Here is a 14,766-nt window from a genome sequence, read left to right on the forward strand (position 1 = left end):
AAAATAGCATATGAAGCATTACAATCTTAAAAAGCACAACCGTAAATCCATTCGATTAAAAGGATACGATTATGCACAAAACGGATTGTATTTTATTACCATTTGTATACAAAAACGGGTTTGTTTATTAGGCAATATTATTAATGAAACATTAGAAACCAACAATGCCGGTAAAATGATTGATAAATGGTATTGGGAATTGGAAAATAAATTTCCAAATATAAAATGCCATGCACATATTGTAATGCCCAACCATTTTCATTGTATTATAGAAATCGTACATAACGTAGGGGCTGACCTATGTGTCCGCCCTAATACTAATACCGACCTACGTGTCCGCCCCAATACCGACCTACATGTCCGCCCCAATACCGCAAACAAAAACAAACCAATACCAACCAAAAACGATTTGGAAACAAATGATAATGCTTTTGTTTCAAATGTAAACGTTCCTGTTTCGAACAAAAACGTTCCGGTTTCGAACAAAAACGTTCCGGTTTCAAATGTAAACGTTCCGTTTTCTAATGCTAACGTTCCTATTATGGGCGAACACATAGGTTCGCCCCTACATGTGGTGGTGCAATGGTTTAAAACCATGACAACAAACGAATACATACGTAATGTTAAAACCAATAATTGGCAACGTTTTAATGGTAAATTATGGCAACGTAACTATTGGGAACATATCATTAGAAACGAAAAATCGTATCAAAATATATCGGAATATATTATGAACAATCCCACAAAATGGATTGCAGATAAATTAAATCCTAATAACATTTCAAATTAAATTGCTAAATAAAAAACAATCAGAACATGCATAAACTTTCAGAAGATAGCATAGAACAATCTTTTATAGACCAACTAATTGGTCAAGGATATACCTATCATTATGGTCCAGACATTGCACCTTATAGCGACAATCCGCAACGCGAAGGTTTTGAGTCTGTGTTGTTAGAGCAGCAGTTAAAAAATGCCTTACGTCATTTAAATCCAAACGTTCCAGAATCGGCACGCGTAGAAGCGTATCATAAAATCATCAACTTAGGTACACAAGATTTAATGGAAAACAACGAGCGTTTCCATACCTTATTAACCAATGGTGTAACGGTTGAGTATCACAAAGAAGGCAGAACAAAAGGGATTAATGTAAGGTTGTTAGATGTAGAAAACCCAGAGAATAACCAGTTTTGGGTAGTAAACCAATTAGTAGTTAAAGAAAACAACAACGAAAAACGTTTTGATGTTGTTATTTATATCAACGGATTGCCATTGGTATTCGTAGAGCTTAAAAATGCAACCGACGAAAAAGCCACTATAAAAAAAGCATATACCCAAATACAAAATTATAAAACCGCTGTACCAAGTATTTTTTATTACAATAGCATTTGTGTAATTAGTGATGGTATCGATGCTAAAACCTCTAGTGTGTCTGCACCTTTGTCGCGTTTTTTATCTTGGAAATCGCCAACACCAAAAGTAAAAGACCCTAGAACGGAATTACAAATTCTAACAGAGTACATGCTTAACAAAAAAACAGTGGTAGAATTGATACGCTACTGTACCGTTTTTGAGCAAGAAGAAAAAAAGGATGATAAAACTGGTTTAATCTTTCAAATAAAAATTAAAAAGGTAGCAGCTTATCATCAATACTACGCAGTACAAAAAGCAGTAGCACAAACCATACGTGCTACAGGAAACATGCCCTCCTCTAATTTCTCCCAAAGGGAGAATAAAAATATTAATTACAGAGGTAATTACATGTTTTCGGGTTTGTTAAAAACTGCAAGAGAATTCAGAAAAAAAGGAACACCCGTAGAAAAAACACTTTGGGAAGTATTAAGAAATAGGCAAGTTCTAGATTTGAAATTTAGAAGACAGCATCAAATAGGTGACTACATTGTAGATTTTTATTGTAATGAATTAAAGTTAATTATTGAATTGGATGGTGATTATCATTTTACAGAAACACAACAACTTAAAGATAAGAAAAGAGAAGCTTATTTAACAAAAATAGGTAATACCGTAATTAGGTTTAAAAACGAAACCGTTGATAATAATATTGAAGAAATATTATTAAAAATTAAGGAAATTAAAGATGTTAAATCTGGTTTCTCTCCCGCTGGGAGAGACGGAAGTGAGGGCTATGGCAATCGAAAGATTGGTGTAGTGTGGCATACACAAGGTTCTGGTAAGTCTTTATCTATGGTGTTTTATAGCGGACAAATAGTAACGCATCCGCAAATGGAAAATCCTACTATTGTGATACTTACAGATAGAAACGATTTAGACGACCAATTATTTGCAACCTTTGGTAATTGTAAAGAATTGTTGCGTCAAACACCAGTACAGGCAGAAAGTAGAAACCATATTAAAGAATTGTTACATGTATCTGGCGGAGGCGTTATTTTTACCACCATTCAAAAATTCTCACCAGAAGAAGGTAATGTATTTGAAACCATTTCTGAAAGAACAAATATTGTTGTGGTTGCAGACGAAGCACATCGCAGTCAATACGGATTTACAGGACGTTTGGTAGAAACTGACGAAGGCTCAGAAATTAGATATGGTAATGCCAAATATTTGCGAGATGCCTTACCCAATGCGTCCTACATAGGTTTTACAGGAACCCCCATAGAAAAGGAAGACAAATCTACACCAGCAGTTTTTGGGGAGTACATTGATGTGTACGATACTAAACAAGCAGTAGATGATGGTGCAACAGTACCTATTAGTTACGAGTCGCGTTTGGTAAAAATTAAACTCAACGAAGAAGTTACGAAATCTATAGATGCAAAAATAGATGACATAGAAGACACCACCGAAGCACAAATAGAAAAAGCAAAAAAGAAAAGTGCTGCTATAGAAAAAATTATTGGTAAAGAAGACCGATTAAAAGATATTGCTACAGACTTAGTATCGCATTTTGAAGCACGCCAAAAAGTCTTTGAAGGTAAAGCCATGATAGTGGGTATGAGTCGTACCATTTGTGCAAAACTCTACAATCAGATTATTGCTTTACGTCCAGATTGGCATCATGATGATTTAGATAAAGGCGCTATAAAAGTAATCATGACAAGTACTAGTGATGACGATGCTATCTTACAACCACATCATACCACTAAAACACAACGTAAAGCATTAGCTGCAAGTATAAAAGACCCAAACGACCCGTTACAAATGGTGATTGTTAGAGACATGTGGCTTACAGGTTTTGACGCACCAAATTTGCATACTATGTATATTGATAAAAAGATGCAAGGTGCTAATTTAATGCAAGCCATAGCACGTGTAAATCGTGTGTATAAAGACAAGCCAGGTGGTTTAATTGTAGATTATATTGGTATTGGGCAAGACTTGCGTAACGCCATGGCTACGTATTTGCAAAGTGGAGGCGAAGGCACACCTATTGTAGATATTAAAGAAGCGATTGCAGGCATGTTAGAAAAGTTTGAAGTGGTAGAGCAACAGTTTCATGGCTATGATTATAAGGCTTATTTCGCATCAGAAACCAATATAAAACTGCAAATACTACTAGGTGCACAGAATTTTATATTACAAACAGAAGATTTAAAAAATAGATTTTTAAAAGAAGTTACCCTTTTATCTAAACTGTTTGCCATGTCTATTCCGAGTCCGCAAGCAGATAATATAAAAGATGAAGTTGCCTTTTTTCAGGCAGTAAAAGCACGTATCAATAAATTTACAGGAACAAGCACAAAATCTGACTACGAAGTAGAAACTGCCATTAAACAAATTGTAGACGATGCACTATCTAGCGAAGGTGTAATTGATGTTTTTGAAGCAGCGGGAATCAAAGCACCATCTGTAGGTATATTATCTGACGAGTTTTTGTTAGAAGTAAAAAACATGCAACAGAAAAATGTAGCTTTTGAGTTGCTTAAAAAGTTGTTAGCCGATGAGGTTAGCGTGCGAAAAACAAAAAACATAGCACAAGGAAAACGATTTTCTGAAATATTAGAATCTGTTGTAAAACGTTACCATAACAATCAAATAGATTCGGCGCAAGTATTAGCAGAACTCTCTGCAATTGCAAAAGATATGCGTTTAGAAGACCAAAAGAGTACAGATTTAAACTTAACACCAGAAGAGTATGCTTTTTACAGTGTTCTAAAAGAAAATAGTTCTACTAGCTTTTTGAAAGATGATAAAATGAAAGAACTGATTCATACCATTGTTGATGTGATTAGAAAAAATGCCACAGTAGATTGGAGTAAACGAGATGATGTAAGAGCTAAATTAAGACTAACGGTTAAAAAGATTTTAATGCGTTATGGGTATCCGCCAGATGTTGCAAAAATGGAAGCGGATAAAGTTTTAGCACAAGGAGAAAGTTTGGCAGAGATGTTTTCTAAAGAGTAAAGAAATGGGATTGAAAAATTATTAACATTTTAAATATAACTTCTCTACAATTAACTATTCTAAAAAAAAGGTTTAAGTAATTATGAAAGATAAAAAAAGACCTTATAGTAGGTTAGAAATTGATAAAGTATTTAATAAATTAAAAAAGCTTTGTACTAAAAATACAAAGCTTTTTTAGTATTTGAAAAATAAGCTATAAATAATAAGCTATTTATGGTGCCGTAGCCTTATACATCGTAGCAAAACTTGGTGAAGAAATACTGTAATTACTTTCTGCGGATAAAAAAGCAGCTTGCCCTTTCTTTAAAACTAAAGAAACAGCTCCTTCAGAAACTTCTGCTTCTCCTTCAATAACAATTAAAACTTGTGCTGTTTGTGCTATTGATTGATATTTAACTTCTGGTTTAAGTACGATTTGACTCAATTCGAAATCTGGCGCAGGACTTTTATAGATACGCTCTATACCATCTTCTTGCAATTCTCCTAACATAATATTAGGATGCGTTTCTTCAAAAACAACATGTTTTAACAACTCTGGTACATCTACATGTTTGGGAGTTAAACCACCTCGTAAAACGTTATCAGAATTCGCCATTAATTCCATATTCTGACCTTCTAAATAGGCGTGAGGAATACCAGCATCTTGAAAAACCGCTTCTCCTTTATTAGCCTTTACGATATTAAAAAAGTAAATGGAATAAATTCCTTTATCTAAAATGGTAGTGTCTTCTGCAGCATCTACTGCTTTTGCTGCCCAATATCCTGGATTGGTTCTATCTAATTTACCAGCTTTGTACAGTGGTAATAAACGATCTACTAAAGGTTGTAATATGTTATTAGTTTCTTCTGTAGTTTGCTCCATTACTTGTTTGTAAAGACCAAAATATCCTTTTTCTTCAAAAACAGTTACAAGAGGATTGAATTCTGGAATCGTTTTTAAAACCTGAATTAACTTCTCTTTTGGTAAAAAACCATGTAACAACCAAAACTCACTAAGAGCCACCATTATTTCTGGCTTGTGGTTATCATCTTTATAATTTCTATTCTTTGCGGTTAAAGGAATTCCTTGTTCATTTTCGAATTTAAATCCTTTTTCTGCTTCTTTTTTAGAAGGATGCACCTGAATAGACAACATGTCGTTAACATCTAACACCTTGAATAAAAAAGGTAATCGACCAAACTTATCAGCTATTTTAGTTCCTAATACCTTGGTAAGATTTGCATTTAAATAAGCGTCTAAAGGTGTACTACCTTCTGATGACTCTAACATTGAAGGTGCATTTACATGTGCTCCAAGCCAATATTCGGCTCTTGGTTCCTCACTTACTTGTTCACCTAATAATTCAGAAATATATGCAGTTCCTCCCCAAGCATAATTTTGAATTTTTCCTTTTAATCTCCATATTTTATCTGTCATGTCTTTAACTTTCTATTTTTAAGCTTTCAAATTTAGTTTTACTTTTTAAAAGTATTTCATTATTTTAATACCCCATTGTACATTCTGATTTCAGAAAAAAAATATTCATCTTACTAAAAACCTGTAAATTAATGCAACTACAAATCATTTACAATAAACAACTTAACCGCAACTTATAAAAGAATATTGGAAGTTTCAAGAAAAACATCAAAAAACCAACTTTTAACCAATCAAATGCAACACCAAAGTTGAGTGATTTAGAACTGATTCGTTTAAATTGATTGATATGATATTATAGAAAAAGAATAGAACCCCCTTACAAAACCTATAGAAAACAAAAAACCTTCACATTTCTGTGAAGGTTTAAGTGAGCCCTGAAGGATTCGAACCTTCGCTAGGTTTATTAGTATTTATAGTACTTACCTGTTATTACTTTTGTTGTGTATGCCTAAATGTGTGCCTAATTAGTTATAACATAAATGAAATTTCAATGCTAATAACTGTTAATTCTAAAAAAGCAAGTGACTCTCTAATTTTTATAATCTTTGAAATAGATAAATCAGTATTTGATATATTCTTAAAACTTAACTTAATATAGTCTGCTTTACTTTCCAAAATATAGCTTAATATTCTTTTATTTAACTCTTCAAAACTATAACTTAAAGAAAGTTCTTGATAATTTGAGATGTTAATTTCTATTATATTATTTTTTATTTGTTGTTTAAAAATTAATTGATTCATATATAGGTTTTATTGATTAGATTATTTAGTTTTATGCCTGCTATAAAAAATTAAATGAAAAATACCTTATTATTCAAAGATTTGAATTTTCCTCCTACCTATAAATATAGTTCGGATTCAAATCATATACCTTTAGAATTTTACGAAGACACTTTTCCTATTGCCAAAACAATAGATTTATTATTAGGATATTTTAGCTCTAATGCTATTAAAGTTTTATCAAAAAGTTTTGCTGAATTTATTTATAACGGGGGTAAAATGAGATTAATTACAAATCATTTCCTAAGTGAAAATGATTTTGATAACTTATTAGATAACACAGAGATTAATAATGAAGATAAAATTATTGATATTTTCAAAAACCTTGAAGATTTAGAAAAGAACTTAAGCAAAGAGGGACAACACTTTTTTGATTGCCTAAAATTTCTTTTAAAAAAGAAAAGGTTAGAATTAATTCCAGTAAAATTTAATGGATTTGATTTAGCACATTGTAAAAAAATGATTCTTTTTGATGGCAAGGATTATATATCAACTGATGGAAGTATAAATTTCACTTTATCAGCATTAATAAAAAATTCAGAAAGCTTTCAATTAGATGCTCCTTGGGTAAGTAATGTAAGTAAAGAAAGGATTGAAGAGGAAAAGGTAAACTTTGAAAAAATTTACAGTAACCAACATCCTAATTATAAACAAATTGATAAAAAAGAAATAGAAAAAGTTATTTCTAATATTGGAAATGATAAAAACATAAGAGACTTATTAGATGATTCCATTAAATTAGGAAGCGATTCATACAGTAAAAAAGTCAATTTTATCTTAACCAAAAAAAAAGAAAGATTTAATACTTTAATAGAAAAAATAGATAACACCCCTAAATTCCCTTTCCCTCAAGGTCCTAGAAAATATCAAAAAGATGCTTATAATGAATGGGTAAAAAAAGACTACTCTGGTGTATTTGCTATGGCAACTGGTACAGGTAAAACAATTACATCTCTTAATTGTTTATTAAACTTATATAAAGAAAGTGGTAATTATAGAGCTATAATTCTAGTTCCATCAATTGCTTTATTAAATCAATGGGAAGAAGAAGTAAAATCTTTTAATTTTAAAAAAATACTTAAAGTTGGAGGCGGAAACAATTGGGAAAAAGACTTAGCAAACTACTCAAGTAATTATTCTTGGGGTTTGAAAAATGATTTAATAATCATATCAACTTATGGAAGTTTTGTTCTAGATAGGTTTCAAAAATTATTTCAAAAAATACAAGAAGACTTTTTATTAATTGCTGATGAAGCTCACAATATGGGAGCAAACAATATACAGAAGAAACTTAAAGATGTAAAAGTTAATAAAAAGATTGGGCTTTCTGCTACTCCTAAAAGAATATATGACCCTGAAGGTACTTTAGCTATTGATTCATTCTTTAAAGACACACCTCCTTACACCTATAGTTTTGGAATGGCAAAAGCTTTAGAGTTTGGATTCTTAACAGGATATAAATATTACCCATTAATTGTTGAATTGAGTGAGTGTGAGTTTGAAGAATATACTGAAATCTCTAAAAAACTGCTAAAGTTTTTTGATTTTGACAAAGGTAAATTTAGAGATGACCCTATTGTAGAAATATTACTACTAAAAAGAAAAAGTATTATACATAAAGCAACAAACAAACTAGATCTTTTTAGTTCAATTATTAAAGAGCTTATAAAAAATAAAAAAAATAAATTTGTTTTTGCATATATCCCAGAAGGAAACACCACAAACAATGATGGTGACACTGTTAAAATACTAAATGAATACCTTAAAAGGATACACAATAATTACCCTAAACTAAAAATGAATTCATATACTTCAGAAGATCAAAATTTAGAAGAAGTACTAAGAGGATTTGAAGATGGTAAGATAGAAGTTTTATTTGCCATGAAAATGCTTGATGAAGGAGTAGATGTACCAAGGGCTGAAGTTGGAATTTTTGCTAGTAGTACGGGAAACCCTCGTCAATTTATTCAAAGAAGGGGTAGATTGCTCAGAAAACATAAAGACAAAGCTTTTGCAACTATTTATGATATGGTAGTTATACCAAGATTAGAAAGCAATTTAGGAGAGCTTTTTAACATAGAAAAAAATCTTGTTAAAAATGAATTAAATAGAGTTGCATATTTTGCTAGTTTAGCTATGAATTTCTATGATTCTAAAGAAGCTTTAAATGATGTATGTCAAAAGTATGACTTAGATTTAGATACAATAATAAATGAATTATAAAAATAAATGGAAAGAGACCAAATTTTAAAAGAAATACTTTCTGATTCAGAATTGATGAAAAAGTATAGTATAAATAAACAAGAACTAGATACATTAACCACTACACCTTCTGGTCCTTATAGTAAAAAAATAATTGAAGTATTATCTGTAATCATTAATGAAAATGATAATCACCTAAACACTACTATGATTTATAAAAAATTAAAAAACGTACACAATATTTAAACACATATGGCATCAATAATAAATAGTATATCCTTCAAGAATTTTTTCAATTACTATGGAGATTATGATACAACAAGATATGAGTTTGAAGACGGTGTAAATATAGTAGTAGCTGATAATGGAGCTGGAAAATCTAAATTTTTTAATGCTTTTTTATGGCTATTCTATGATCAAGTTTTGGATTCAGATGATAAAAAGAAAAAGAATGTAAAAGATTTTGCTGTTAAAATCATCTCTGATAAAGCTAAAAATGAAACCTCTATTGGAGAGCAAGTACAAACAGGAATCAAAATAGAATATTCTACTGGCAGATATAAATACCAAATAACAAAGTCTTTTACTGCTACAAGAATAAGTGAAAAACTAACAGATTTTGATAGTTGGCAAATAACAATAGATGATATTGAGGTAGACAAAACAGACCATGTTTTACCTAAATACAAGCCTGTTTATGATGCTGAGGAAAAACAAAAAGTAATAAGTCAACTTATACTACCTACCTTAAGACAATACTCTTTCTTTCAAGGGGAAGAAGTAGATAAGATGATTGATTTTAGTAAAAAATCAAGTATTGAAGATGCTGTAAGAACATTAACTAATATTAGTAAATATGAAGACATTGCTAACATTGTTAAAGACATTGCTTTAAAGGCTGAAAAAGACTTAAATAAGCAAACTAACGCAACTAGTGAACATAATGACAGATTAAATAAAGCTATTGTTGTTAAAAAAGAATTACAAGAAAAACTAATTCAAGAATCAGAGAAGTTAACAGAATTTAATACTTTATACGAAGCTGCTGAACAGGAAAAAAATGAGTTAGAGCAAAACTTTGCTAATGCAGAAAAAAGGAAAGAATTAGATGATAAAATCTCTGATAAAAACAGAGTTTTAAAACGTGTAAAAGATGACTATGATACTTTTCTTGATGGAATAAACAATAGGTTCTTTGATGGTAATTTTTCATGGATCACCTTAGGGTTTGAAGACTCCATAAATGATTTTAAAAATAACATTAAAGAATTCAGACAAAAAAGATACGAGAAAAGAGCTCTACAAAATGCAGCTGAAAATCCTAACGATTACTTTACAATGCTACCTGTTAACTCTCCTGATGCTGTTACATTAGATCAGATGATTGAGGATAAAAAGTGCTATGTATGTGATAGAGATGCTGAAGTAGGCTCAGATGCGTACAACTACTTATTGAAGCTAAAAAACAGACCTAATGAAAATAACACTAAAAAAGAGTTTGTTAAAAATGATCTGGAAGACTTTTTTGGAAATCTTCAGTTAAATGCAGCGCCTTTTTTAAACAAATTTGACTCTATACCCTCTAGTGTTTTAAGAACCAGAGAAAAAGAACTAGAGTTAAAACAAAGACTGGACAAGTTAAGTTCAGAATTAAAAGCTTTAAAATCTCAACGAAAAGACATTTTAATTGCAGGTACAGAAGGTGAAGGTGTAGACAATGCAACAACTATTATAAACCAGTATAAAGGGTCTATAAGAAGAATGGAGCAAGCTTCTTCAAGAATAGAAAGACTTCAAGATACCATTAAAAGCTTAAAAACACAGATTATTAATACTGAGAAGGAAATAACAAATCTACGTCCTAAAGATATCCCTGAAGGTTTCACTGTTAACTATGAAATAAGTAAAGATCTAGTTGAAGCTACATTACAAGCTAAGGAGCGTGTATTTGATAAAATGGTTAGTCTATTAGAAGACCATGCAAACAAACATTTTCAAAGCTTAATTAAATATAATGACATTAAAGGAGGTGTTTTAAGATTTCAAAAATCTCCTTCTGGTGGAATATCTTTAGATTATATAGATGAATTAGGTAACGATGTATCTGGAGCTTCTGAAGGTTTCCAAAGAATGAAGAAATTTGCAGTGGTTATGTCTATCATATCAGCTAACACATCTCAATACAATTACCCTTTATTAGCTGATGCACCTTTATCTGCTTTTGGTAAAGCTTTTAACAAAGGATTCTTTGAAGCAATACCAGATGTATTCCCACAGAGTATTATTTTGGTTAAAGACCTTTATGACAAAGACTCAGAAGACAAACTAACAGACTTAGGGCAGCAACTAATAAAAAGTGATGTTATTAAAACATTTTACCTAAATGAAGTAGATGAAGAATCTTCACAAATAGAAAGAACTACTAAAATTGAAAGAAGAAAATAATGAATAGTCAAGAATTCAAATCAAATTTAGTCTCAAAAAGACCTAGATATGCTAACAGCAGAATACCTTTACTTGAAGCATTAGCCAACAAAGGTTCAAGATCATCAGAATACAGCCAATTTGGACCTATATATGAGCTTTATATTTATGCTATGATGACAGGCATAAAAAAGAAAAGACGCTTACCTCTACCACCCAGAAATCTTACTTCAGATTTTTTAGAAATTGGTAAATGGAAAAGAGATTCATCTTTAGTAGATTTTTTGTTAATGGTAATTTTTACCCAAACGGATGATTTAAACATTAACTGGAATGAGTTAGAAGACATGGAAGAAGACCAATTAAATAAAGTAATCTCTGATGTTGTTACTCTTATTGAAGAATATGCTAATGGTGGTCTTGAGTATCTAGAAAACCTTTATGAAAAAGGAGAGTTAGAAAACTCTCATTATATGTTTATTGATATTTATAAAAATAATTTTTAAAAAAGAATGAGCAAAATAAAAAAAATAAAAGTTACTCAATCTGACACATCCAAAGAGTATTACAGTGTGCACTCAATTCAAAAATTGAACTCTGAATTTGATACTAATGTATTTGCCGCTACTGTTCCTATAATTGAATTGTTCAACAATAGAGATATTATTTTAGTTGAAGATTTAAGAGGAGATGCTAGATGGGGAATGAATAAGGTTATCCAAAGAAATATCTCTAAAAAAAGAGTAAAAGAAATAAAAAACGAATATCTTAACTCCAGCAACAGGTTAATAAAATTTTTTCCAGCAATTACAGTTGTTTTACTACCTAAATCCGAAGGAGAACCAAGACAAAGCTTCTCAATGAATGATAAAGGTTTCAATCAAATTGATTTCATAAATATTGATAAACAGTATGAAGGAGAAGATTACATTATGAATCTGCCGGTTTCAATATCCTGGGATAAAAACAAAATTTCTGCTTTAGTTATTGATGGTCAACACCGAGTAAGTGCTATTAGAGAGTATTATAAAGGGAAAAATGAAAACACATACAAAAATGTTAGCATTCCTGTATCTTTTGTGATTTTCAAAAATGATCCTAAAATAGATCTAATTCAGGCTACAAGAGCCCTTTTTATTGATGTAAATAATACTCCAAGACTTGTTTCTGAGGAAAAATTAATTTTTATTGATGATCGAAATATTCAAAGGAGAATTACTGCCAAAATTCTTGGTGCAAATGACCCTGGAAATCAGGAAGAAGATGTTTATCAAAAAATGCTTGGTGATGAAAACTTTTTTCTAAATAACACAAATTTTATTAACAGATATTTTCTAGAAGAGTCTGGTAAGGATGATGAGGAGCATCGTGGGTTTTTATCCAATCACAATTCATTATTCCCTTGGGAAGTATCAAACATTATGACTATTCACAAGAATATATTAGCTAATATATTCCTAAAGCATGTTGAAGCAGATAAAACGAGAGATATTCGAAGTATTGCGAAACAATTAAGTTCTTCAATTTTAGATGAGATAGAATCTACTGAATCTGTTGAAGAATTATCTGAAAGTAAAACTCAGAAATTACTAAACAGACTAAGATCTAATGGTTTGTCAGTTAGCGAATTAGAAATATTTAACAACCTTATAATATTAAGAAAAAGACACCTTGAAGAATTACAACAAGCTCAGCGAGACTTTATGACTGGTAGTGTTGCAGATGAAGATGAAACAACAGATCTTGAAGAATTTAAGCGAGTTTTATCAAATATATACAATCAAGATTGCTCAAAAGACACAGCTTTTGAAATTAGCTCTAATGAAATATCTAATTTACTAAATGAGACTTGTGCTATATATGTCAATTTTATAGTGGAAGTTTACAATGGTCTTTGGTTCACAAAACAAATCAAAAATTCTATAATAGAACATGAAAAAGAGGATCGAACTTTAATTTTCAATTTTATACTTTCAACTCATGAAAAACTAAAAATTGACAATAATATAAGACAAAGAAAAGATAAGGTTGACAGACTAATAAGTAATTTCTTTAGTGAATACGATGAAGTTCCAAATGACAAAAAAGATGTAATTCAAAATTGGTCTAATAAATTATCGGATGATCTTGATTCAATTTTATTAAAAAAAATAGTTGGTCAAGAAATGTTGTTCATATATCTAACTGAGTTAAACCCGAAACTATCATCAATAAATTTAACTGATTCTATAGAATTTATTAATTCACTTGGAGTAAACGGTTTCTTCAATTCAAATAGTGGTATTGAAGTTACATTTTTTAATATGGAAGAGTTTAAAATAGAAAATTTTAACCCATGGTCAGAAATTATTATGAAAAATAAAAGTATGAAACCAGGCCTTATAAATGCCAAAAAAGGTGCTGATCTTATTTTATTTATTCAAAACAGATGGACAAATCGTAAAAATACTTCAGGTGGTAATTTGAGAAAATTAGACAAAATTCAAAAGTCTTACGGTATTGAAATATTATCTAGTATAGCTAAAGATGACCAAGGTACTTTATTCAAAATGTATACCCAAACTAAAGATTTTAAGGAGTTTGACAAATATCTAACACCAAACGAAATAGAAACTATTAAAGAAAAGTTTGATTCTCAAGAATTATTATCTCCAAGAGCTATAGCTGTTTTAGGAAAATTTTATGGCGGACTTGCATTAGAACAAATTATAAATCACATTAGTAAAATATTAGAAAATGAAACTTTATAAATATAGAGGCTTTAAAAAAGATAGCGAGGAGAAGCACTGGACAAAAAGAATAATATCAGAGCAAGAGTTATTTTTTAGCAGCATCAAAGCTTTCAATGATCCTTTTGATGGTAAAGTCAAACTAAAATTTGATGGTAAGCTTAATGAGATTATAGCTGCGCAAGCAAGAGTACAATACACCAATAAGCTTGTAAAAAAAGAAAAGCATCAAGGTATAACTATGAATGATGCATTCACATTAGTTAGCAGTCGAATTACTTCTGAGGTAATTGAGAATTCAGAATTTAAAGATAATCTTGAAAAAAGAGTACAGTCAATTCATGATTCAAAGGGTGTGCTAGCTTTAAGTGCTATTCCTGACAATATTCTGATGTGGTCTCATTATGCAGATAATCATTATGGAATTTGCTTTGGATTTGAATGGAGTAAAGAAACAGAAGTTTTCGGTAATTATAAAAAAGTTAAATATCAAACTCATTATGATGAAGTTTGGTCATGGTTACACACAGATAACGAAATAGTAGAAGGTATAATTTTTAACAAATCTATTGATTGGAATTATGAAAAGGAATTTAGAATTGTAATTGATAATATTGAAGCTGTTAAATTTGATAAATTAAATTTAACAGAAATAATATTTGGATGTAAAACTAACTCAACAGATATTGATGAAGTAATTGAGTTAGTAAAACAATACGAGTTAAATGTCAAATTCAAACAAGCTAAAATTGATGTAAACACCTATACTTTAAATATTGAGGACTATAATATTGAATAGCCTGATTATAAATTCAAGCTATTCAAATGAGA

10 protein-coding genes are annotated in these 14,766 nt (G+C 30.3%); 8 read left to right on the top strand and 2 right to left on the bottom strand.

What is annotated here, in order from left to right; translation table 11 throughout:
• Nucleotides 1–10: 10 nt before the first annotated feature.
• The gene (locus BLT70_RS17410; RefSeq protein ID WP_091894278.1) at nucleotides 11–790 is read left to right on the top strand and encodes a transposase; all 780 of its coding nucleotides are present in this window, start codon (nucleotides 11–13) and stop codon (nucleotides 788–790) included.
• Between the two features lie 26 nt (nucleotides 791–816).
• Nucleotides 817–4,383, top strand: coding sequence for an HsdR family type I site-specific deoxyribonuclease (locus BLT70_RS10725; protein WP_091894280.1), 3,567 nt, complete (start codon nucleotides 817–819; stop codon nucleotides 4,381–4,383).
• 211 nt (nucleotides 4,384–4,594) lie between these two features.
• On the opposite strand, the gene manA is transcribed toward BLT70_RS10725, so the two are convergent.
• Both manA and BLT70_RS10735 read right to left on the bottom strand, forming a co-directional pair.
• Entirely contained in the window at nucleotides 4,595–5,800 is a 1,206-nt protein-coding gene (gene manA / locus BLT70_RS10730) for a mannose-6-phosphate isomerase, class I (RefSeq protein ID WP_091894283.1), read from the bottom strand.
• A 468-nt stretch (nucleotides 5,801–6,268) separates the two neighbouring features.
• The gene (locus BLT70_RS10735; protein ID WP_091894285.1) at nucleotides 6,269–6,541 is read right to left on the bottom strand and encodes a hypothetical protein; all 273 of its coding nucleotides are present in this window, start codon (nucleotides 6,539–6,541) and stop codon (nucleotides 6,269–6,271) included.
• A gap of 54 nt (nucleotides 6,542–6,595) precedes the next feature.
• On the opposite strand from BLT70_RS10735, the gene BLT70_RS10740 reads away from it, so the two are divergent.
• Genes BLT70_RS10740 through BLT70_RS10765 form a run of 6 tightly spaced genes read left to right on the top strand, consistent with a single transcriptional unit; the run spans nucleotide 6,596 to nucleotide 14,734 of the window.
• On the top strand, nucleotides 6,596–8,803 hold the full coding sequence (locus BLT70_RS10740; protein WP_091894287.1) for a DEAD/DEAH box helicase family protein: 2,208 nt from the start codon (nucleotides 6,596–6,598) through the stop codon (nucleotides 8,801–8,803).
• Between the two features lie 6 nt (nucleotides 8,804–8,809).
• Nucleotides 8,810–9,028 carry a hypothetical protein gene (locus BLT70_RS10745; protein WP_091894289.1) on the top strand — a complete coding sequence of 73 codons (219 nt, stop codon included), beginning with the start codon at nucleotides 8,810–8,812 and terminating at the stop codon, nucleotides 9,026–9,028.
• Nucleotides 9,029–9,034: 6 nt separating this feature from the next.
• Nucleotides 9,035–11,227 carry an AAA family ATPase gene (locus BLT70_RS10750; RefSeq protein WP_091894291.1) on the top strand — a complete coding sequence of 731 codons (2,193 nt, stop codon included), beginning with the start codon at nucleotides 9,035–9,037 and terminating at the stop codon, nucleotides 11,225–11,227.
• Nucleotides 11,227–11,712, top strand: coding sequence for a hypothetical protein (locus BLT70_RS10755; RefSeq protein WP_091894293.1), 486 nt, complete (start codon nucleotides 11,227–11,229; stop codon nucleotides 11,710–11,712). Before BLT70_RS10750 ends, BLT70_RS10755 begins: the two co-directional genes overlap by 1 nt.
• Nucleotides 11,713–11,718: 6 nt before the next feature.
• Nucleotides 11,719–13,956: a DNA sulfur modification protein DndB gene (locus BLT70_RS10760; protein WP_091894294.1), complete on the top strand. Its 2,238-nt coding sequence runs from the start codon at nucleotides 11,719–11,721 to the stop codon at nucleotides 13,954–13,956.
• Nucleotides 13,943–14,734, top strand: coding sequence for a DUF2971 domain-containing protein (locus BLT70_RS10765; RefSeq protein WP_091894296.1), 792 nt, complete (start codon nucleotides 13,943–13,945; stop codon nucleotides 14,732–14,734). The genes BLT70_RS10760 and BLT70_RS10765 overlap by 14 nt, the downstream gene beginning before the upstream one ends.
• Nucleotides 14,735–14,766: the final 32 nt, after the last annotated feature.

The organism is Polaribacter sp. KT25b, assembly GCF_900105145.1.
Classification (GTDB): domain Bacteria; phylum Bacteroidota; class Bacteroidia; order Flavobacteriales; family Flavobacteriaceae; genus Polaribacter.

What these genes read in the sequence shown, in the direction of transcription:
- BLT70_RS17410 (WP_091894278.1), top strand. Translation starts at nt 11, where the DNA reads ATGAAGCATTACAATCTTAAAAAGCACAACCGTAAATCCATTCGATTA.
- BLT70_RS10725 (WP_091894280.1), top strand. Translation starts at nt 817, where the DNA reads ATGCATAAACTTTCAGAAGATAGCATAGAACAATCTTTTATAGACCAA.
- manA (WP_091894283.1), bottom strand. Translation starts at nt 5,800, where the DNA reads ATGACAGATAAAATATGGAGATTAAAAGGAAAAATTCAAAATTATGCT.
- BLT70_RS10735 (WP_091894285.1), bottom strand. Translation starts at nt 6,541, where the DNA reads ATGAATCAATTAATTTTTAAACAACAAATAAAAAATAATATAATAGAA.
- BLT70_RS10740 (WP_091894287.1), top strand. Translation starts at nt 6,596, where the DNA reads ATGAAAAATACCTTATTATTCAAAGATTTGAATTTTCCTCCTACCTAT.
- BLT70_RS10745 (WP_091894289.1), top strand. Translation starts at nt 8,810, where the DNA reads ATGGAAAGAGACCAAATTTTAAAAGAAATACTTTCTGATTCAGAATTG.
- BLT70_RS10750 (WP_091894291.1), top strand. Translation starts at nt 9,035, where the DNA reads ATGGCATCAATAATAAATAGTATATCCTTCAAGAATTTTTTCAATTAC.
- BLT70_RS10755 (WP_091894293.1), top strand. Translation starts at nt 11,227, where the DNA reads ATGAATAGTCAAGAATTCAAATCAAATTTAGTCTCAAAAAGACCTAGA.
- BLT70_RS10760 (WP_091894294.1), top strand. Translation starts at nt 11,719, where the DNA reads ATGAGCAAAATAAAAAAAATAAAAGTTACTCAATCTGACACATCCAAA.
- BLT70_RS10765 (WP_091894296.1), top strand. Translation starts at nt 13,943, where the DNA reads ATGAAACTTTATAAATATAGAGGCTTTAAAAAAGATAGCGAGGAGAAG.